28 protein-coding genes and 1 pseudogene are annotated in these 16,790 nt (G+C 46.9%); 14 read left to right on the forward strand and 15 right to left on the reverse strand.

The window, feature by feature from the left end:
• Nucleotide 1 precedes the first annotated feature (1 nt).
• Nucleotides 2–433 (forward strand): hypothetical protein, encoded by a 432-nt coding sequence (locus RS881_RS28220; protein WP_315824167.1) that lies wholly within the window; start codon nucleotides 2–4, stop codon nucleotides 431–433.
• 122 nt (nucleotides 434–555) lie between these two features.
• On the opposite strand, the gene RS881_RS28225 is transcribed toward RS881_RS28220, so the two are convergent.
• From RS881_RS28225 to RS881_RS28240, 4 genes are read right to left on the reverse strand one after another with little or no spacing between them, the layout of a single operon-like run.
• Nucleotides 556–885, reverse strand: coding sequence for a hypothetical protein (locus RS881_RS28225; RefSeq protein ID WP_315824168.1), 330 nt, complete (start codon nucleotides 883–885; stop codon nucleotides 556–558).
• Nucleotides 873–1,199 (reverse strand): hypothetical protein, encoded by a 327-nt coding sequence (locus tag RS881_RS28230; RefSeq protein WP_315824169.1) that lies wholly within the window; start codon nucleotides 1,197–1,199, stop codon nucleotides 873–875. Before RS881_RS28230 ends, RS881_RS28225 begins: the two co-directional genes overlap by 13 nt.
• Entirely contained in the window at nucleotides 1,169–1,702 is a 534-nt protein-coding gene (locus RS881_RS28235) for a hypothetical protein (RefSeq protein WP_315824170.1), read from the reverse strand. Before RS881_RS28235 ends, RS881_RS28230 begins: the two co-directional genes overlap by 31 nt.
• A 10-nt stretch (nucleotides 1,703–1,712) precedes the next feature.
• Nucleotides 1,713–2,795 (reverse strand): glycosyltransferase, encoded by a 1,083-nt coding sequence (locus RS881_RS28240; protein WP_315824171.1) that lies wholly within the window; start codon nucleotides 2,793–2,795, stop codon nucleotides 1,713–1,715.
• Nucleotides 2,796–2,952: 157 nt separating this feature from the next.
• On the opposite strand from RS881_RS28240, the gene rpsO reads away from it, so the two are divergent.
• From rpsO to RS881_RS28305, 13 genes are all read left to right on the forward strand, one after another.
• Nucleotides 2,953–3,375, forward strand: a complete 423-nt coding sequence (gene rpsO, locus RS881_RS61735; protein WP_315824172.1) for a 30S ribosomal protein S15 — start codon at nucleotides 2,953–2,955, stop codon at nucleotides 3,373–3,375.
• A 171-nt stretch (nucleotides 3,376–3,546) separates the two neighbouring features.
• Nucleotides 3,547–3,804 carry a hypothetical protein gene (locus RS881_RS28250; protein ID WP_315824173.1) on the forward strand — a complete coding sequence of 86 codons (258 nt, stop codon included), beginning with the start codon at nucleotides 3,547–3,549 and terminating at the stop codon, nucleotides 3,802–3,804.
• A gap of 26 nt (nucleotides 3,805–3,830) precedes the next feature.
• The gene (locus tag RS881_RS28255) at nucleotides 3,831–4,388 is read left to right on the forward strand and encodes a hypothetical protein (RefSeq protein ID WP_315824174.1); all 558 of its coding nucleotides are present in this window, start codon (nucleotides 3,831–3,833) and stop codon (nucleotides 4,386–4,388) included.
• 88 nt (nucleotides 4,389–4,476) lie between these two features.
• A complete protein-coding gene (locus tag RS881_RS28260; RefSeq protein ID WP_315824175.1) occupies nucleotides 4,477–5,202 on the forward strand; it encodes a hypothetical protein in 726 nt (241 codons plus the stop codon).
• Nucleotides 5,203–5,219: 17 nt separating this feature from the next.
• A complete protein-coding gene (locus RS881_RS28265; protein ID WP_315824176.1) occupies nucleotides 5,220–5,582 on the forward strand; it encodes a KH domain-containing protein in 363 nt (120 codons plus the stop codon).
• Nucleotides 5,579–5,710: a hypothetical protein gene (locus RS881_RS28270; RefSeq protein ID WP_315824177.1), complete on the forward strand. Its 132-nt coding sequence runs from the start codon at nucleotides 5,579–5,581 to the stop codon at nucleotides 5,708–5,710. The genes RS881_RS28265 and RS881_RS28270 overlap by 4 nt, the downstream gene beginning before the upstream one ends.
• 97 nt (nucleotides 5,711–5,807) lie before the next feature.
• Nucleotides 5,808–6,317, forward strand: a complete 510-nt coding sequence (gene prmA, locus RS881_RS28275; protein ID WP_315824178.1) for a 50S ribosomal protein L11 methyltransferase — start codon at nucleotides 5,808–5,810, stop codon at nucleotides 6,315–6,317.
• Between the two features lie 10 nt (nucleotides 6,318–6,327).
• Complete coding sequence (locus RS881_RS28280) at nucleotides 6,328–6,507, forward strand: class I SAM-dependent methyltransferase (RefSeq protein WP_315824179.1); 180 nt, start codon at nucleotides 6,328–6,330, stop codon at nucleotides 6,505–6,507.
• On the forward strand, nucleotides 6,507–6,629 hold the full coding sequence (locus tag RS881_RS28285) for a hypothetical protein (RefSeq protein WP_315824180.1): 123 nt from the start codon (nucleotides 6,507–6,509) through the stop codon (nucleotides 6,627–6,629). Before RS881_RS28280 ends, RS881_RS28285 begins: the two co-directional genes overlap by 1 nt.
• A gap of 79 nt (nucleotides 6,630–6,708) precedes the next feature.
• A complete protein-coding gene (locus RS881_RS28290) occupies nucleotides 6,709–7,071 on the forward strand; it encodes a glycerol-3-phosphate acyltransferase (protein ID WP_315824181.1) in 363 nt (120 codons plus the stop codon).
• Nucleotides 7,068–7,379 (forward strand): glycerol-3-phosphate acyltransferase, encoded by a 312-nt coding sequence (locus RS881_RS28295; protein WP_315824182.1) that lies wholly within the window; start codon nucleotides 7,068–7,070, stop codon nucleotides 7,377–7,379. Before RS881_RS28290 ends, RS881_RS28295 begins: the two co-directional genes overlap by 4 nt.
• Before the next feature lie 212 nt (nucleotides 7,380–7,591).
• A complete protein-coding gene (locus tag RS881_RS28300) occupies nucleotides 7,592–8,401 on the forward strand; it encodes a M48 family metallopeptidase (protein ID WP_315824183.1) in 810 nt (269 codons plus the stop codon).
• A gap of 165 nt (nucleotides 8,402–8,566) precedes the next feature.
• Nucleotides 8,567–9,031 (forward strand): hypothetical protein, encoded by a 465-nt coding sequence (locus RS881_RS28305; protein ID WP_315824184.1) that lies wholly within the window; start codon nucleotides 8,567–8,569, stop codon nucleotides 9,029–9,031.
• A 198-nt stretch (nucleotides 9,032–9,229) separates the two neighbouring features.
• Here the strand turns inward: RS881_RS28305 and RS881_RS28310 are convergent, their stop codons facing one another.
• From RS881_RS28310 to RS881_RS28365, 11 genes and pseudogenes are all read right to left on the reverse strand, one after another.
• Entirely contained in the window at nucleotides 9,230–9,664 is a 435-nt protein-coding gene (locus tag RS881_RS28310) for a phytanoyl-CoA dioxygenase family protein (RefSeq protein ID WP_315824185.1), read from the reverse strand.
• 181 nt (nucleotides 9,665–9,845) lie between these two features.
• Nucleotides 9,846–9,968: a hypothetical protein gene (locus RS881_RS28315; protein WP_315824186.1), complete on the reverse strand. Its 123-nt coding sequence runs from the start codon at nucleotides 9,966–9,968 to the stop codon at nucleotides 9,846–9,848.
• A 25-nt stretch (nucleotides 9,969–9,993) separates the two neighbouring features.
• Nucleotides 9,994–10,815 (reverse strand): sugar phosphate isomerase/epimerase family protein, encoded by an 822-nt coding sequence (locus tag RS881_RS28320; protein WP_315824187.1) that lies wholly within the window; start codon nucleotides 10,813–10,815, stop codon nucleotides 9,994–9,996.
• Nucleotides 10,816–10,830: 15 nt separating this feature from the next.
• Nucleotides 10,831–12,125 (reverse strand): annotated as a pseudogene (locus tag RS881_RS60070) (MFS transporter).
• Nucleotides 12,126–12,161: 36 nt separating this feature from the next.
• The gene (gene gluP / locus RS881_RS28335; RefSeq protein ID WP_315824189.1) at nucleotides 12,162–13,229 is read right to left on the reverse strand and encodes a glucose/galactose MFS transporter; all 1,068 of its coding nucleotides are present in this window, start codon (nucleotides 13,227–13,229) and stop codon (nucleotides 12,162–12,164) included.
• A complete protein-coding gene (locus RS881_RS28340) occupies nucleotides 13,223–13,441 on the reverse strand; it encodes a hypothetical protein (protein ID WP_315824190.1) in 219 nt (72 codons plus the stop codon). The genes gluP and RS881_RS28340 overlap by 7 nt, the downstream gene beginning before the upstream one ends.
• 166 nt (nucleotides 13,442–13,607) lie before the next feature.
• On the reverse strand, nucleotides 13,608–14,237 hold the full coding sequence (locus tag RS881_RS28345) for an N-acetylmuramic acid 6-phosphate etherase (protein ID WP_315824191.1): 630 nt from the start codon (nucleotides 14,235–14,237) through the stop codon (nucleotides 13,608–13,610).
• Nucleotides 14,144–14,422 (reverse strand): hypothetical protein, encoded by a 279-nt coding sequence (locus RS881_RS28350; protein WP_315824192.1) that lies wholly within the window; start codon nucleotides 14,420–14,422, stop codon nucleotides 14,144–14,146. The genes RS881_RS28345 and RS881_RS28350 overlap by 94 nt, the downstream gene beginning before the upstream one ends.
• Nucleotides 14,423–14,742: 320 nt before the next feature.
• Nucleotides 14,743–15,639 carry a phytanoyl-CoA dioxygenase family protein gene (locus RS881_RS28355; protein ID WP_315824193.1) on the reverse strand — a complete coding sequence of 299 codons (897 nt, stop codon included), beginning with the start codon at nucleotides 15,637–15,639 and terminating at the stop codon, nucleotides 14,743–14,745.
• An 11-nt stretch (nucleotides 15,640–15,650) separates the two neighbouring features.
• A complete protein-coding gene (locus RS881_RS28360; RefSeq protein ID WP_315824194.1) occupies nucleotides 15,651–16,226 on the reverse strand; it encodes a 6-phosphogluconolactonase in 576 nt (191 codons plus the stop codon).
• 26 nt (nucleotides 16,227–16,252) lie between these two features.
• Nucleotides 16,253–16,444 (reverse strand): hypothetical protein, encoded by a 192-nt coding sequence (locus RS881_RS28365; protein WP_315824195.1) that lies wholly within the window; start codon nucleotides 16,442–16,444, stop codon nucleotides 16,253–16,255.
• Between the last annotated feature and the right edge of the window lie 346 nt (nucleotides 16,445–16,790).

Raw genomic sequence — 16,790 nt, forward strand, 5'->3', positions numbered from 1 at the left:
TATGACCAATAACTTCATCATAGAAGCCCGCTATTTTAAACAATTGTCTTTTGAAACCGGCGGAGAGGGATATGGACATGAAGATACTTGGATAGGTATACAATTGGAAAGAGCGCGTATTCCCATTGCTTATATAGATAATCCTGTATTGCATGCAGGATTGGAAATCAATAGTGCGTTTATTGCCAAATCCGAAAATGCACTGAAAAACCTGTGCGGCTTAAGCAATTTGCTACCGGCTGCCGAACTGGCCAGACATGTAAAACTATTCAGGATTTACCGTTCATTGAAGTCATGGAAAGGGGAGTGGATACCGCTGCTCTTGTATCACCTGTTTAAAGGCCCTGTCCGGCGCAACCTGCTTTCCTGCAATCCTTCCTTAACCTATTTTGATTTGTATAGACTTCAATACTTCATCAGGCTTTCTAAATAACAATAAACAGAACCCTGCTTTTTCTCGTTGCCTTACTGCCACGGTGCCTGGTTGCCTCCTTCCTGAATGCTTCACCTTATCACCCTTTCAACTTTCCAACCTGTCAACCCTTTCCATTCGTGTTAGCTGTATTGGTGTTCTCCCTGCCATATCAACGATATCAATTGCTTGGTTAATTGACCATGATTTAAGAAGGGGGCCAGTATTTCTTTGCGCAAAACCAATTCGTGCTCATCGAAAGGCTGGTGATAGAGTTGGATGATGATCGATTGAAACGCTTCGGCAGTAGTGGCTACATGACAGGCTGTGTCCAGTCCGGAAGTATTTACCATCGTGGGGTTTACTACACAATGTCTGCCGGAGAAAAGAGCGTTTAATAATTTTACCGACCTGCTCTTACGGCAAAAGGATGGTAATACATGGATCTGCGCTTTACGGATCAGGTCATGCATTTCCTGGGCCGAAGGATTGAGATGAGGCAGGCATGACCATGCAGGTTTACTTCCCGCTCCAGCCGGGGCGATGGTTTTTTACCAGCTATAATAAAGGGAACATCTATCTTATTGAAGATATTCGTCAGCAACCAGATGGCCGCTTCTTCATTCTCTGCCACAGAAAGGTTACCGTGGTACAAGCAAAAACAACCGATACCCGTTTCTGTTTCTACGGCCGTAAACGGCAGCATAGGAGGAAGGCATACTACATTTTTGGCATGAAGCTTTTGTCGGTATACCGCTACGTCCTGTTCTGATAATGCCAGGAACATGGCCTTATCGGCAATCGTTTTTCATAGTTCTTTAAAAGGCGGCTCTCATGGTGGTAGTAGATCTTCTTCAGTGGTTGCAATACCGTAGTGGTTTTGCACAACTGCTCATAATATTCATACTCTACATTCATGAGCCGCACAAGTATCTTCCTATTGTCAAAACGCTCATCGTTGAGCAGGTAAGTACAATGAATACCTTGTAGAAGTATCGGATGATTGTCCTCCAGTAATTTTTCCCGCAATTGATTGCAGGAGCGGGAGGCCACTATATATGGTAACCGGGGCGTAATGCACTTGTGCCCGGTAAGTCGTTGATAATAATGAACCGTTGTACAATATTGGTCAAGCATTGGTTGTTGTCCACGTCCATCATCAAAACAATGTAAATGAACTTTAACACCTGCTTCATGCAGCGCCTTTACCGTACAAAATACATCTATTACACCACCATAATCTACGGGATAAGGGATATCCGACGAAACAATATGTACATACTTTTCCAAAATAACAGCCTCAAATATTTGTTGAATAAAAAGTAACCAGTTTCTGCTCTTCTTGTTGCCAGTTAAAAATCCCTCTTGCAGTTAAGCAGTTTTGCTGTAATCCCAGATATAAATGCTCATCATTTAACAATCTGTTAAGTTGACCTGCTATGTTGTCAGCACCCAGATCGTCTATAAGAACAGCTATTTGGTACTGATTGTTTATTTCCCGGTAAACCGGGTAATCCACACCCAGTTGTGGAATTCCTGCCTGTATATAGTCAAAGAACCGGTTGGCCAGCGAATAATAGTTGCTTAAACCCTTATTTTCAAATAGCGTAATACCTATCCACGCATTAACGGTATAATCTATTAATTCTTGTGGCAACACCCGGCCTTTGAAAATAACCTTTTCCTCCAGTTTGTGCGCTGCCACTAATTGCTTTGCCTGTTCCATAAAGTTGCCATCCCCACAAATGATCAGTCGGGCGGGCACCTGTTGCATAGCCGGAATGAGGGTCTCAAAACTCCTGCCTTCATTCACCGTTCCCTGGTATAAGATATACTTTTCTTTCTTATGTGGGATCGTTAGCGGATATTCCACAGGTACATTGCGGATCACCGCATAATTCACTCCATACATGTCCTTAAACGCATCGGCTATGGGTTGGTTTACTGTATACCCGGCTTTAAAGCGGGGTACAGCAAAACGCTCCACCCGTTTCCAAAACCGGTAGATCCGGGGCCTGATCACCACCTCTTTCATTTCGCAAAACAGCTCATGCGCATCATAGATCCTTGGAATCCCTTTAATGGCCGATACCCAATAACAGGGGAGAATGGTATCCAGGTCAATAGCGCAGATTACGTCTAATTTGGTGGTTATCAAGTAAAAAATAGCCTGATATTGTATTCTATATAAAACCCTTTCCCTTTTGAAAAAAACAGGATAACCTTTTTTGGTGGAAAGGCTGCTCTTTAGCGGTACTGAGTTATCCATTTTCCGCCCTATCAGCTTCACCCCGTACCCAGCCTGGCTCAGCGAGGTACAGATCCGTATCATGCGCTGGTCGTAGCTAAGATCATTGGTGACAGTAAATACAAGCTGCTTCATGCCGGCGGTAGGGTAGTTTAGGAAATAAGTGGGGAATATGGCCCCTGGAAGGCAATCAGGGTGGCATAGCGCCGGGTTATAAGCCCACAATAGCTAATGGCAAACTGGTAACTCATGCTGGTTTTAAAGGTTTTACTGCCTATTTCCCTCCATCGGTATGTCCGACTTACCTATCTTCACATCTTCCCCATTTTCTCTCGATAAGAAAAAAAAACGGACAGGCAAGATATTAAAATCACGATTAATTCCATACCTTTGCCGCCAAATTATAGAAGAAGTTAAAATTTGGATGTTTAAAAAAATTGAGATGCCGTATTTAACAAAAGAAAAAGTATCAGATATCTTCACCCAATTTGGCGGAAAAGCCAACAATACCGGTTCTATTGAAGGTCAAATTGCTTTGCTGACAGAGCGTATCAACGGGATTTCCCAGCACCTCCAGCAAAATAAGAAAGATTTCTCTACCCACCGTGGATTGATGAGGATGGTTGGTCAGCGTAAGCGCCTGCTGAACTACCTGAGCAAGCACAACCTCCAGGGGTATCGCCAATTGATCGAGAAACTCGGAATCAGAAAATAATCAGTATATGCTTTAAGATACTATTCCCAACTGTATAATACCAGTTGGGAATACTTGTTTTACTGACATACTGGTTTGTTGACCGGAAATTGTATTTTAAACCTGGTTGCTCTCACAAACCATTCCTTCCCGCCTACCCGTTTGCGATTGCTAACCTTAAATTGAGACTGTATGCTCTCTCAACCTATTAGTGTAACATTTGATATTGGTGGTGGCCGTATGGTAACCATCGAAACCGGTAAACTGGCTCGCCAGGCTCATGGCTCCGTTACCGTTCGCCAGGGAAACAGCATTATGCTGGCTACCGTTGTAGCCAATAAAGAACCTAAAGAAGGACAAGAGTTTTTCCCCCTTGTTGTAGATTATAATGAAAAATTTGCCTCTGCTGGTCGTATCCCAGGCTCTTTTTCAAAAGAGAAGGTAGACTGAATGATTATGAAGTATTGGTAAGCCGTTTGATCGACCGCTCTTTGCGCCCCTTATTTCCAGAAGATTATTTCTGCGATGTACAGGTGTTGATCACCCTCGTATCCAGCGATAAAGAAGTAATGCCCGATGCCCTCGCATGTCTGGCCGCTTCTGCCGCACTCGCAGTTTCAGATATTCCCATTAAGGAAGTTATTTCACAGGTACGGGTAGCTCGTATAGATGGAAACTTTGTTGTAAATCCAAGCCGTACAGAACTCGCTACTGCTGATATGGACTTCCTGATCGCCGCTACCGATAAGAACCTGATGATGGTGGAAGGTGAATCCAAAGAATGCAGTGAAGAAGACCTGGTAAAGGCGCTGGAAATTGCGCACGATGCCATCCGCATCCAAATCAAAGCACAGCAAGAACTGCGCGATAAAGCTGGTGTAACTGGTAAACGTGAGTATACCAAGCCCGTTGTGAACGAAGAACTGCGCGATAAAGTAGCTGCTTTTACAAAAGAAAGGATTTATACCATCGCTAAAAGTGCTTCTGCAAAACACGATCGCAGCGATGCTTTTGATAAGCTGAAAAAGAGCTGATCGAAAGCCTCGGCGAAGAAGTAGAAGACAGCACTAAAAAGCTGGCTAAAAATATTACGAAGACCTCCAGTGGGAACTGGTACGTGACATGATGATCAATGATCGTGTACGTCTTGATGGTCGTCAGCTCGATCAGGTCCGTGGCCTCGCCATGGAAATTGATCCACTGCCCTCTCCCCACGGATCAGCCTTATTTACACGCGGTGAAACACAATCGCTCACTACCGTTACACTCGGTACGCCATTGGATGAACTGCTGATAGAAAGCGCTGCCAACTCTGAGTATTCAAAATTCATCCTGCATTATAACTTCCCGCCATTCTCTACAGGTGAAGTGAAAATGATGCGCGGTCCCGGCCGTCGTGAAGTAGGACATGGTAACCTGGCCATGCGCTCCCTGAAACAAATGATGCCTGGTAACGAATATCCATACACCGTTCGTGTTGTAAGCGATGTGTTGGAATCCAATGGATCTTCTTCCATGGCTACTGTTTGTGCAGGTTCATTGGCATTGATGGATGCAGGTGTTCCTTTCCCTAAGCACGTTGGTGGTGTGGCAATGGGTCTCGTTACCCGCGCATCTGACAATAAATATGCAATCCTTACCGATATCCTGGGCGATGAAGATCACCTCGGTGATATGGACTTCAAAGTTACCGGTACTCGCGAAGGTATTTGCGGCGTACAAATGGACATCAAGATCGATGGCCTTAGTATGGATACCATGCGCGAAGCATTGAACAAGCCCGTAAAGGCCGTTTGCACATCCTCGATGCCATGTACGAATGTATATCGACTGCACGTGAGGAAGTGAAACCACATGCTCCTCGTATGGAGAAACTCTTCATTGATAAAGAATTTATTGGTGCGGTGATCGGGCCACAGGGTAAGATCATCCAGGAGATCCAACGCGAAACAGGTACTACCATCAATATTGAAGAAGTAGGTAACTACGGTGAAGTAAGCGTATTTAGCCCGGCCAAAGAAGGCTTGGATAAAGCCGTGGCCTGGATCAAGGGCATCACTGCCATGCCCGAAGTTGGTTCCGTATACGAAGCTACCGTTAAAGGCATTAAAGAATTTGGTGCCTTCGTAGAATTCCTGCCTGGTAAACAAGGTTTGTTGCACATCAGTGAGATCTCTCATAAACGCCTCGAAACAATGGAAGGCGTTTTGAAAGAAGGGAGAAGGTGAAAGTGAAACTGATCGGCATCGACCACAAGACCGGCAAGTTCAAATTGAGCCGTAAAGTGTTAATGCCTAAACCCGATGGCGCGCCAAGGTCGCCCCAGGGTACCAATGGCGCTGCTCCCCAGCAGTAAGCCCACGGGAATTAATACTTTGATCGCATAGTAAGGGTGAGCTGCTTCAAAAGCCGCTCACCCTTTTCTTTAAAAAACATTTTGGCAACCACACACCATGTCCACTTACATCCACCTGAAGTTCGCTCCTGTTGATAAAGAGGTCCAGGAAATCCTCATTGCCCTGCTGGGCGATCAGGGTTTTGAAGGATTTGAAGAAGGAGTTCAATACTTGTCGGCTTTCATTCCCGAAGAACAATGGGATGAGGCGTATATCCAGGAGCTGGCAGAACAATTAGGCGGTGTATCCTGGACTACCGGGCGTATTGCTCAACGGAACTGGAATGAAGAATGGGAAAAGAATTTTGAACCCGTAGTAGTAGGTGATTTTTGCGCTATCCGTGCACATTTTCACCAGCCACAACCGGGTATGCAATATGAGATCATCATTACACCCAAAATGAGTTTTGGTACGGGCCATCATGCTACCACCTTTATGATGGTGCAATACATGGAATCACTCGATTTGGCCGGTAAGTCCGTGCTCGACTTTGGCACCGGAACGGGTATCCTGGCTGTATTGGCCGAAAAAAAAAGGAGCCTCCCATATTACTGCCATCGACAATGACGATTGGAGCGTGGAAAATGCGAGTGAGAACATAACTGTAAACGGTGCCACAAACATTGTGCTGGAAAAGGCCGATAGTTTAGAAAAATTTGGATTATTTAATATCATATTGGCCAACATCAATAAGCATGTTTTACTGGCAAATATGGGGGCTTTACAACAACATTTAACACCAGGGGCGTTATTATAATGAGTGGTTTATTGGCAGGCGATCGTGCTGATATTGAAGCTTCCGCAATTAGTAACGGATTAAAAATTGTGGGTGAAAAACAACAAGATGCATGGATCGCTTTACAATTAACTGCTGTGTAACAGAATAATGCAGTGTGATCCACTGATTTAAACTGTTTTTACTTATATTTGAATTTTCCAACTTTCAACCAACTATTCAATGAAAGAAGTGCTCGTCATTGTAATAGCATATTTGATCGGCTCTGTTCCTACTGCTGTCTGGGTCTCTAAAGGCTTTTTCGGCATTGATATCCGTGAATACGGAAGCGGAAATGCCGGTGCTACCAATACCTTCCGGGTACTGGGTTCACGCTGGGGTACCTTCGTAATGATTATGGATGTACTCAAAGGCGTAGCTGCTACTAGTCTATACCTCTTACTACCTTTTTATGCCAATAGCGTCAATGAATGGGATCGTACCAACTTGATGGTAGGTCTTGGCCTTGCTGCTGTATTGGGGCATATATTTCCCATTTGGGCCGACTTCAGAGGAGGTAAAGGCGTTGCCACCTTATTTGAATGATCCTCGCTATTCAGCCCCTGGTGGCCGTTTGCTGCGTAGGTGTTTTCCTCCTCGTATTATTCCTTACTCGTTTTGTATCCCTCAGTTCCATCCTGGCCAGTATTGCATTTGCTGTACTGATCCTTTTCATATTTAATGAAAAAGAACCCTTGTACCGGGCATTTGCCATCGCGGTAGCCCTCCTGGTAGTGCTCACACACCAAAAAAACATTACCCGCCTGCTGCGTGGTAGTGAGAGCAAAGTGCCCATCCTGAAGCACCGCGACCGCAAACGGGAGAAACGCCGTTTGGCCAAAGAAGAAGATTAAACGCTTTTAAATAAGTATAAAATTTTAACATCCGCTGCTTTTTGTAGCGGATGTTTGTTTTTACAACCATTCAAGCCCCGTTGGTCATACAACCCCTCCAATTAATTGATTCTGTATTCTGTATCCTGGATTCTGTATCCTGTATGCTGAATTCTTTCACCTTCCCCAAGGCTGGTATTATTTTAGTACTATTTTTGACAAAATTACTTTCCATGAAACGAATCTTTGTTGCAGCCGCACTATTAACCCTGATAACGGGTTGCAGCCAAAATACCATTACTGGCAGAAATCAACTGTCCTTATACAACGAGGCAGATATCCAGGGTATGGCATCTACCCAGTACACCCAGTTCCTAAGCGAGAATAAGGTGGTTGCTACCAGTGCCAATAAAGATGCTGAAATGGTGCGTAGGATAGGACAGCGGCTTACTACTGCCATCAATAGCTATTACTCCACCAAAGGACTTTCTCAGGAATTACAGGGATACAAATGGGAATACAACCTGGTCGATTCCAAAGAGGTCAACGCCTGGTGTATGCCTGGTGGTAAGATCGTTGTCTATACAGGACTGTTGCCCATCACACAAAATGAAGCAGCACTTGCTGTAGTAATGGGACATGAAATTGCCCACGCCCTTGCCAAACATGGTAATGAGCGCATGAGCCAGGCCAGCTTGCAGCAATTAGGTGGTGTAGCACTTCAGGTGGCCATCGCCAATAAAACCCCCGCAGCCCAAAACCTCTTCATGAATGCCTATGGTATCGGCTCCCAGGTAGGCGCCATGCTACCTTTTTCACGCAAACAAGAGTTGGAAGCCGACCGCTATGGGTTGATGTTTTCTGCCATGGCCGGATACAATCCACAGGAAGCCATTCCCCTCTGGGAACGCATGGCTGCCGCAAGTGGAGGTCAAAAACCACCCGAGATACTCAGTACTCACCCTGCCGAAGCAACGCGTATTGAGAAATTGCGCGAGCTCATGCCCGAAGCCCTTAAGTACTATAAACCAATGGGTAAATAGGTAAGTAAAAATTATATTATAATCGATTTTATACTACCCGCCAGGGGCCTATTAATGCACCTGGTGGGTTTTTAATGTGAAAAGTACAATTTCGTATCCTATTTACCTTACCTTTGCAATCCCGTCTAAACTAATCCTAAATCACTTACTAAAAACTTCTCAGGCATGTCGCAAAACTTGTTAGATAAGCTTCAGCTCCAGGAAGAAAAAAATGTACTGATTCAGGGACTTCCTTCTTCAATCGAGAAACAGTTTGTAAAATTAGCCTTCGCTAAAAATGTAACCCCTTTGCTGAAGTCGCGCAAAATCGACTTTGCACTGGTCTTTGCAGTCAACGAAAGCCAATTAACAGGTATCATGAAGGACGTTCTACCAGCATTGCAGGAAGAAGGTAAATTTTGGATCGCTTATCCAAAAACCACTTCCAAGATCGTTACAGACCTCAATCGCCAATGTAGTTGGGACTGCATCCGGAATGCCGGTTTTGAAGGCGTAGGAGAAGTAGCGTTGGACCACGTATGGACCGCCATGCGTTTCAACAAAATACCTACTGCCCCTACAGCGCATGTTGCTAAAACTGGTCGCAGGGCCCCGGTACCCGGAAAACGTGTACCAGCTTTGGTCGATTAATCAATCCGTCGTCACACATCACTTTATTGCTAACAGACCCATTGAATAAATGGGTCTGTTTTACTATTCTGCTATTTTAGTAACAGCCTTTTCTATGCTGCCGTTTCGTCCACAGCTCGCAGCTCGTAGCTTGTTTTCCAGCCTCGTTGCCTCAATGCCTTGTTGCCTCGCTGCCTTGCATTCACACCTTCTCATTCCTTACTTCGCGCTCCCCGTATGATCATATCCTTGCTCCCGCTCATAGGCAATCATGGCTGCCGGCCGGTAATTAGTAATGAAGGCCCGCCGTCTCGTATTTGTTGAATTGCCCCTTGAATAATGCAACGTATGTCCATGGTGAAAGATACCCGTACCAGGCGGTATCTCTATGGCCAGCCCTTCCCCTTCGGCGGCTACACATTCCAGCGCCCCGCCACCTTTCCCCGCCGGTACATGCGTACGGATGGGCAACTTGTGCGAGCCCGGTACATACCACATACATCCATTATCTCTCGTAGCTGCATCCAACGCCACCCAGCAACTCGTTGCCCTTGTATCGGGCATAGCAATCCAATACGCGCAGTCCTGGTGCCAGGGCGTAGGTGTATTGGATTGGGGCGCCTTATCGATCAGCATATCAAAGTCAAGTGCCATATCTGGTCCCATTAGTTGCCTGGCTAGCTGCAGGGCTTTTTGGTGCAATGGTTTTCCAATAGTTCAGGCAATACCCGTCCCGGTACCATGATCTGCGTGATCCGCTCCTTTTTTTCCGGGATTTCCTTACTCACATGGCTACCCAGGTCCGAACGGTAACGCGATGCATCGATCCGGTTGGCTAAAAACCCTCATACAGATCCCGGTAATAACCCACCTCTTCCGCCGATAATAAATTGGGCACGATCAGGTAACCTTCCTTTTCAAAAAAATCAACTTGTGCTTGCGTGATCTCTATTGACATGATGCTTGCATTATGGTGAAAAAAATTATTGATTCGTAGCATACCGTTCCCGCAGTAACCGGCACATATACAAATTGATCTCCCATTGATTGCCAATGGGCTGCTGAGTAAAGGGGGCACTTGACATATATGGCGCCGGCCCAAACTCGGGCGTAATTGTGAAATACGCCGTACCTGCCTTGCGGTGATATTGTATAACCTGGTCCCACCAGTGCAAATGCCTGTCCAGCGCATATTGCCATTCGGGTAGCCTTGGATCCGTTACCTGTGGCCCCTGTGGATGACCCACCCGTGCATGCAGATGATATACTCGCGGATAGATAGCCTCCATCGCTGACTGCTGGTCTTCCAGGAACGATTCCGATACCGTACAGAAATGCGAAAAATCACCCGTAAGCCTTAAGTTGGGCAAACTGTTAATGTATTGCATCGTAGTAGCTGCACTATAAGCAAACTTACCACGATGCGTTTCATGAACGATCCGGCAACCCGTTTCCTGTTCAATAGTAGCTGCCAGTTGGATCAAAGCCGTATTCTCTTCTATCGGGTAAAAATCACGACCCGTTTGCGAGTTAATGAACAACGGATTAAAGGAGGCCAGGTAGCGCAGGTGCGCTTCATAACTGTGTGCATACCCTGCAAAGCTATTGCCCGATGCATCATATTGCTGAGCTACTACTTCCAGCTCCAACACCTTGGCAAGCTCCATAAACTCCTTCCTGATGGGGTCATGCAGCGAACAGCCATATTCAACCCCATCATAACCCGCATCTTTGATCCTTTGTAGCGAATCCTTTAGAGGCTGCCCTGCCATTCCCCAAATGGGGCAAATCATGAATAATTGCATTGTTTGTTTGAGCTTTTAGTGTTGCGTATCGGCCAGCGTAACAGGCTTCATCGTGGGTGTTAACCAGTGGATCACCAGCCACGCCAGCAGGAAGGAGAACCCGCATACAAGAAAGATGATATTGTATCCTGTTACCAGCTTACCGATCCCTTTGTAATAATCCAATATAAATCCAATGAACAAGGGGAAAATTACACCGCCTATAGCCCCTGCCATGCCACCAATACCAATGACAGAGCTCACTGATTTCTTAGGCAACATATCCGACACAATCGTATAAATATTCGCACTCCAGGCTGCATTGCCGGCAATGGCCAGGCTGATCAGCGCTACCGCCGTCCACATATCTGTAGCAAATCGGGCGCCCAGGATGGGCAATACCAGTAAGGCCGAAATAAACAAGGCTGTTTTGCGCGACTTCGATACCGTCCATCCTTTGCGGATAAACCAGGAGGACAATAAGCCTCCTCCAATAGCGCCCACCGTAGCAGCCGAGTAAACGATCACCAACGCTAGCCCTGGCTTCTTGAGGTCAAGATTAAATGTAGTATTGAAATAGGAGGGTAGCCAGAACATAAAAAAGTACCAGATAGGGTCTGTCAGGAATTTGCCTGCAATAAACGACCAGGTAGGTGTAAGCCTGAACAGGTGTATCCATTTGATCGGCGCTGCTTCAGCCATGCGCTTTCCGGTAGCCCCTTCGGGTGCACCATCTTCGTCATCAATACGGATATACGCCAGTTCTTCCTTCGATACCTTCTTGTGTTTATCCGGATGCTCATAAAAATACGCCAGGCGATTAGCCACAGAAAGCCGATCGCTCCTGTGATAATAAAGGCTTCACGCCATCCGTATGCTCCTAATATCCAGGGCACCAGGATGGGGGCCACACAGGCGCCTATATTGGCTCCTGAATCAAAAATACCTGTAGCGAGTGCCCGCTCTCTTTTCGGAAACCATTCCGCCACCGTTTTAACAGCGGCAGGAAAATTGCCCGATTCTCCAATACCCAACGCACCACGGGCAATACCAAAGCCCAGCGTGCTTTTTACCACCGCGTGCAACATGGCGGCAATACTCCATACGGTAACCGAAATGGTATACCCCAGCTTGGTCCCAATCCGGTCAATGAACCGGCCAAATACTACCAGCCCAAGGGCATACGTAGCCGTAAAGGCCATCACGATATAACTATAATCTTTTTCTGTCCAATTGAATTCCTGCTCCAGTACCGGTTTCAGCAATCCCAATACCTGCCTGTCGAGGTAATTGATGGTTGTTGCAAAAAGAGCAACGCGCAGATCGTCCACCGGTAGCTTCCTGTTGTTGGATGCATGTTTGGATAATTATGAGGTTACGGACAAGGATTGATAGGAATTGGCTTGTTTTTTACCAGTAAAACTATAATAGATAAGGAATACATATACCGGCACTAAGATCCAATAAGCCTGCTGGTTGTTGAATACCGTGGCCAGCCAGCCATAGAGCAGCGGCAGTAAGGCCCCGCCGGCTATGCCCATGATCAGGATAGCAGCCCCTTTATTGAGCAAATTGCCTTGCAAGCCTTTTAAAGCTTGCGGCCAGATAGCTGGCCACAGCAAAGCATTGGCACAACCCAGAAGCGCTACACAAATAATCGAATACTGGCCGGGAAGGATAAGGATCAACAAGGTAAAGAAAAGCCCCGCCAGCGTAGAGTAATAAAAAGCGTTTTGCTGCGAGATATACCGGGGTATAGCGAAGATACCCGCCAGGTAGCCGATCATCATCCCTGCCAACGTATAAGACGTAAGGCTTTTGGAAATATCCAGCGCTACCCCATGATACAATCCATAATTTCCAATCGTATCTCCCGCCATTACTTCGGCGCCCACACAGGCAAAAATAGCCAGGAAACCCAATAGGAATTGCTTGCGTACCACTGGCGATAACTTTGCTTGCTTATGATGGCCGCTACTGACCGTTCCCGCATCAGGCTTATTGATCTCTGGCAGGTGCGCATACCGGATGGCAATGGCCACCACCAGTAAAATGATAGTCAGGCAGGAGTAGGGGAGTATCACCGTTCTTGATAACTCATCCAGCCGCATGCTCCTGGCCTCCGGCGAAAGCCTGGCCAATTCCGCCAACAATCCATTGGAGTTTTTGAGAATGATACTGCCCATCACCAGCGGCGCCGGGATGCCCGCTACTTTATTACACACACCCATAATACTGATGCGCCGGGCTGCTGTACTTTCGGGTCCCAGTAAGGTGATATAGGGGTTTACCGCTGTTTGCAATAGCGTCAGGCCCGTACCTACAATAAACAAGCCCAACAAGAACAATAGGTAAGAACGTGCATACGCTGCCGGTATAAAACTCAGGCAGCCTACCGCCATGATGATCAGCCCCAGGCTCATCCCATTCACCATGCCCGTTTTTTGAGCAATATACTAGAGGGCATGGCCATTACCGTATAAGAAATATAAAAGGCAAAAGTAACCAGGTAGGCTTGCCATTCCTCCAGTTCACAGGCTATCTGCAAATAGGGGATCAGCGTGCCATTGATCCAGGAAATAAAACCAAATATGAAGAAGAACCCACCGATAATAACGATCTTTCTTCCGTGCCCTGATTGTTCCATATGTTAATGTTTAATATTATGTCGTTGAATGAAGAAGCTTGTCAGCGTTTATCCCGTTTGGCGGAACTACGCCCGTCGAAGTCGTCTTTAGGGTGGGTCGTCCTTTTGGGACGGCTTACCCTGATTTGAAGGTATCTGTCAAAGCCTTCAGTGGAATTCAATGATATTAACGTTTAAGGTTGTCAAGCGCTGCCTGCACACTGCCATATTGCAGCAAACAGGCTTTGGCCGTTGCGTAATCCGTAAGCCCCGATCTTTCCATCAGCATGTTAACACCACGGTCCAGCAATTTATCATTGCTGATCTGCATGTGCACCATCCGGTTGTCATACACCCGTCCCAGCCGTATCATCACTGCGGTGGAGATCATGTTCAGTACCATTTTTTGAGCCGTACCACTTTTCATTCTTGTGCTGCCCGTTACAAATTCAGGTCCTGTAATCACTTCTATCCGAAAATCCGCTTGTGCCGCCACCCGTGAACCCGGATTATTGACAATACATCCGGTAACAATACCTTCCTGCCGGCAGCGCATCAGTGCGCCCGCCACATAAGGTGTACTACCGCTGGCGGCTATACCAATCACCATATCCTGCGTGGTTACTCCGTGCTCTTGAAGGTCCCTCCAGCCACCTTCCGGATCATCTTCTGCATCTTCTGTACCCGTTCTCAACGCCTCATCACCACCAGCCATAATACCCATTACCAGCGTGGCCGGTACCCCATACGTAGGAGGGCATTCACTGGCATCCAATACGCCGAGCCGGCCACTGGTGCCGGCGCCCAGATAAAACAACCGCCCACCGGCCAGCATTTTTCTTCTAACCGGGCAATCAAGGCGTTTATTTGGGGCAAGGCCTGCTCTACTGCCAGTGCTACCGTTTTATCTTCCTCATTAATATGTTGTATGATCTCCGTTACCTCCATTTGTTCAAGATGCCGGTAACGCGATGGCTGTTCTGTTATTCTGTCTTGTATCATAATCGTTGCGCTGTACCATTAATCAATGTCATTTTCAAAAGCATATTGCTGGGTTTAACCATTGTCAGCCTGTACCTGTCGACCTTTCAACCTTGTAGAAGGTGGGCCACCCTGCCGCGCTGCTTTGCCGGGCTGCAGGGTGACTCACCTTTCATCTAAAGGAGCCTGTCGAGTCTGTTTTTAGGGTGGGCCCCTTTCAGGGCGGCTCACCCTGGATACACACCCTGGCGCAAGTCTGCAGCCGGGCTACTGTGCCTTGGCGTACTTGTGCCCGCCGAAGCTCCTCGAAGTTAAAGCATTGCCGACTGCCGATTGCCGATTCACGACTTCCTCGGCGTATACAACAGCGGATAGAACTGCCCTTGCATCTTCTCTCCTTTGGCTATACCCGGTGTTTTAGGCAATAACTCCCCATTGTCCGAATTCGATAAAGTACCATCAGCAAATACATTCAATACAAAAGCCCGACGGGGCCTTGGTGAATGATTGGCATAAGAACCATGCACCATCAGCGGGTGATGAAAAGCGCCATACCCTTTATTCAATTCAATGGGTACCGGTTTAAACTGTTCTTTCTGTTCTTCCGTCAGGTAGTCCATCAATCCTTCCATATCTCCGGCCAGTTCAGGTTTGTCCAGTAGACCCCATCGATGACTGTAAGGCACATAATACAAACAACCATTTTCCGTGGTGGCATCGTCCAACCCTACCCAGCACGTAAGGTGTTGCATTGGGGATGTGCGTGTCCAGTAAGAATAATCCTGGTGCCAGGCTACTACACCACCATGCCGGGCTGGCTTATAAAATAACTGGTCGTGCCAGAAACGTACTGCCTGGTTACCCAACAGTTGATGCGCAGCCATCACAAATGCCGGATTCCACAATACATCATGAAATCCTTGCGTGATGCGCCAGGCACCCAAAGCATGAAATAAGACCGAGGCTGCATCCGATGATTCATTGGAATAGAACTGGTAAAACAACTCATTGCCTGGATGCGCGGGATTGATAATTGATGCCAGTTCCTCATTCAACCTGTCGATTTGCCCGGCTTCCAGCAACTTGATATTACTTAGGTAGCCATACTCATGAAAGAAGGCCACCTGCTCACCTGTAAGCCGGTAAGCGTCCCATTCCGATGGCGTAGAGGGCCACCGGAACAGGTCCGAAAGGATATAATGAAACTTGGATAGATCGTTGATCGTTGTTGATGCCATAACAATAGGTTTTAATTCTCACTTATCACCGGCATCCACAATGGCAGCTGCTGCACCTTGGCTGCACTGGCTGTATCCAGGAACAGAAAGGCATTGGGCAGCGTGCGCAGAATGGTGGATGGATAGGTTTCCGAAACCTCATTTACCAGCGTATGGTATACCGCCTGTGCTTTGGAGGCGCCTGGCACCATGCAATAGATGCAGCCGGCTTTTAATAATGCAGGTACAGTAAGCGTGAATGCATCATTGGGTACTTCATGTACTGCTGCAAAACAACCTTCATTCACTTGCTGCTGCTTGCAGGCTTCGTCCAGGTCAACCACTTTCACCAGTGCCGGGTCATTGAAATTCGCTACATGCGGATCATTGAAAGCCAGGTGCGTATTCTCTCCAATGCCCATACAGGTAATATCTGTTGCAAATTGTTCCAATAAGGAGCCATAACGGGCACATTCTTCCTCCAGGTTGACAGCCTGCCCATTCAGATAAAATACATTCCTGAATCGCACCTTGTGAAAGATCCATTCATTCAGAAAATGCCCAAACTGTTGTGGCGAACCTGGGGGTAAACCGATATACTCGTCCATATGAAATGCATTTACCCGGCTCCAGTCTACCTCTTTTGAATCAGCGATTCCAGGAATTCGAGTTGCGAAGCCGCAGCGGCAAAGATCATGTTAACACTATCCTTCCTCGATAACAGATCATTGATATGCTTAGCCACCATCTCGGCTGCTTCTGCGCCCAGTTCTTTCCTGTTGCCATACACTTTTACCCTTAACTGATCTGCAATTCCTTCTTTCATGATAAACAATGTTCTTTTATTTTGAATGATGATTAACTAGTCTTGCATCGGTGTCACCCTGGACCATCTCACCCTGTGTTTGTCGAAGCACTATCAAAGGCCTATCGCAGGCGGCTTTTAGAGTGGGTCGCCCTCTAGGGGCGGCTCACCCTGCCTGTAGACACTTTCTCGCAGTCACTCCCCTTACAGCCGAATGGCGGGAGGAGGACTTGCACTCGCTCGCCTCTGGCGAGTGAGGTTATTTTGTAGCCTCCGGCTACCAACCTGAAACCGGGTCTAAAAGAGCCTGTCGAAGGGCTGTAAAAGATTCTTCTTCCAGACTTCCGGACTTTCCGACTTTCGGACT

Source organism: Paraflavitalea speifideaquila (genome assembly GCF_032395985.1).
GTDB classification, from domain to species: domain Bacteria; phylum Bacteroidota; class Bacteroidia; order Chitinophagales; family Chitinophagaceae; genus Paraflavitalea; species Paraflavitalea speifideaquila.

Bases quoted from the DNA above. Each gene is read 5' to 3' on its own strand.
- RS881_RS28220 (WP_315824167.1), top strand. From the start codon at position 2: ATGACCAATAACTTCATCATAGAAGCCCGCTATTTTAAACAATTGTCT.
- RS881_RS28225 (WP_315824168.1), bottom strand. From the start codon at position 885: ATGCATGACCTGATCCGTAAAGCGCAGATCCATGTATTACCATCCTTT.
- RS881_RS28230 (WP_315824169.1), bottom strand. From the start codon at position 1,199: ATGTTCCTGGCATTATCAGAACAGGACGTAGCGGTATACCGACAAAAG.
- RS881_RS28240 (WP_315824171.1), bottom strand. From the start codon at position 2,795: ATGAAGCAGCTTGTATTTACTGTCACCAATGATCTTAGCTACGACCAG.
- rpsO (WP_315824172.1), top strand. From the start codon at position 2,953: ATGTCCGACTTACCTATCTTCACATCTTCCCCATTTTCTCTCGATAAG.
- RS881_RS28250 (WP_315824173.1), top strand. From the start codon at position 3,547: ATGCTCTCTCAACCTATTAGTGTAACATTTGATATTGGTGGTGGCCGT.
- RS881_RS28260 (WP_315824175.1), top strand. From the start codon at position 4,477: ATGATGATCAATGATCGTGTACGTCTTGATGGTCGTCAGCTCGATCAG.
- RS881_RS28265 (WP_315824176.1), top strand. From the start codon at position 5,220: ATGGAGAAACTCTTCATTGATAAAGAATTTATTGGTGCGGTGATCGGG.
- prmA (WP_315824178.1), top strand. From the start codon at position 5,808: ATGTCCACTTACATCCACCTGAAGTTCGCTCCTGTTGATAAAGAGGTC.
- RS881_RS28285 (WP_315824180.1), top strand. From the start codon at position 6,507: ATGAGTGGTTTATTGGCAGGCGATCGTGCTGATATTGAAGCTTCCGCA.
- RS881_RS28290 (WP_315824181.1), top strand. From the start codon at position 6,709: ATGAAAGAAGTGCTCGTCATTGTAATAGCATATTTGATCGGCTCTGTT.
- RS881_RS28295 (WP_315824182.1), top strand. From the start codon at position 7,068: ATGATCCTCGCTATTCAGCCCCTGGTGGCCGTTTGCTGCGTAGGTGTT.
- RS881_RS28300 (WP_315824183.1), top strand. From the start codon at position 7,592: ATGAAACGAATCTTTGTTGCAGCCGCACTATTAACCCTGATAACGGGT.
- RS881_RS28305 (WP_315824184.1), top strand. From the start codon at position 8,567: ATGTCGCAAAACTTGTTAGATAAGCTTCAGCTCCAGGAAGAAAAAAAT.
- RS881_RS28310 (WP_315824185.1), bottom strand. From the start codon at position 9,664: ATGGCACTTGACTTTGATATGCTGATCGATAAGGCGCCCCAATCCAAT.
- RS881_RS28315 (WP_315824186.1), bottom strand. From the start codon at position 9,968: ATGTCAATAGAGATCACGCAAGCACAAGTTGATTTTTTTGAAAAGGAA.
- RS881_RS28320 (WP_315824187.1), bottom strand. From the start codon at position 10,815: ATGCAATTATTCATGATTTGCCCCATTTGGGGAATGGCAGGGCAGCCT.
- gluP (WP_315824189.1), bottom strand. From the start codon at position 13,229: ATGGTGAATGGGATGAGCCTGGGGCTGATCATCATGGCGGTAGGCTGC.
- RS881_RS28340 (WP_315824190.1), bottom strand. From the start codon at position 13,441: ATGGAACAATCAGGGCACGGAAGAAAGATCGTTATTATCGGTGGGTTC.
- RS881_RS28350 (WP_315824192.1), bottom strand. From the start codon at position 14,422: ATGATACAAGACAGAATAACAGAACAGCCATCGCGTTACCGGCATCTT.
- RS881_RS28355 (WP_315824193.1), bottom strand. From the start codon at position 15,639: ATGGCATCAACAACGATCAACGATCTATCCAAGTTTCATTATATCCTT.
- RS881_RS28360 (WP_315824194.1), bottom strand. From the start codon at position 16,226: ATGGACGAGTATATCGGTTTACCCCCAGGTTCGCCACAACAGTTTGGG.
- RS881_RS28365 (WP_315824195.1), bottom strand. From the start codon at position 16,444: ATGAAAGAAGGAATTGCAGATCAGTTAAGGGTAAAAGTGTATGGCAAC.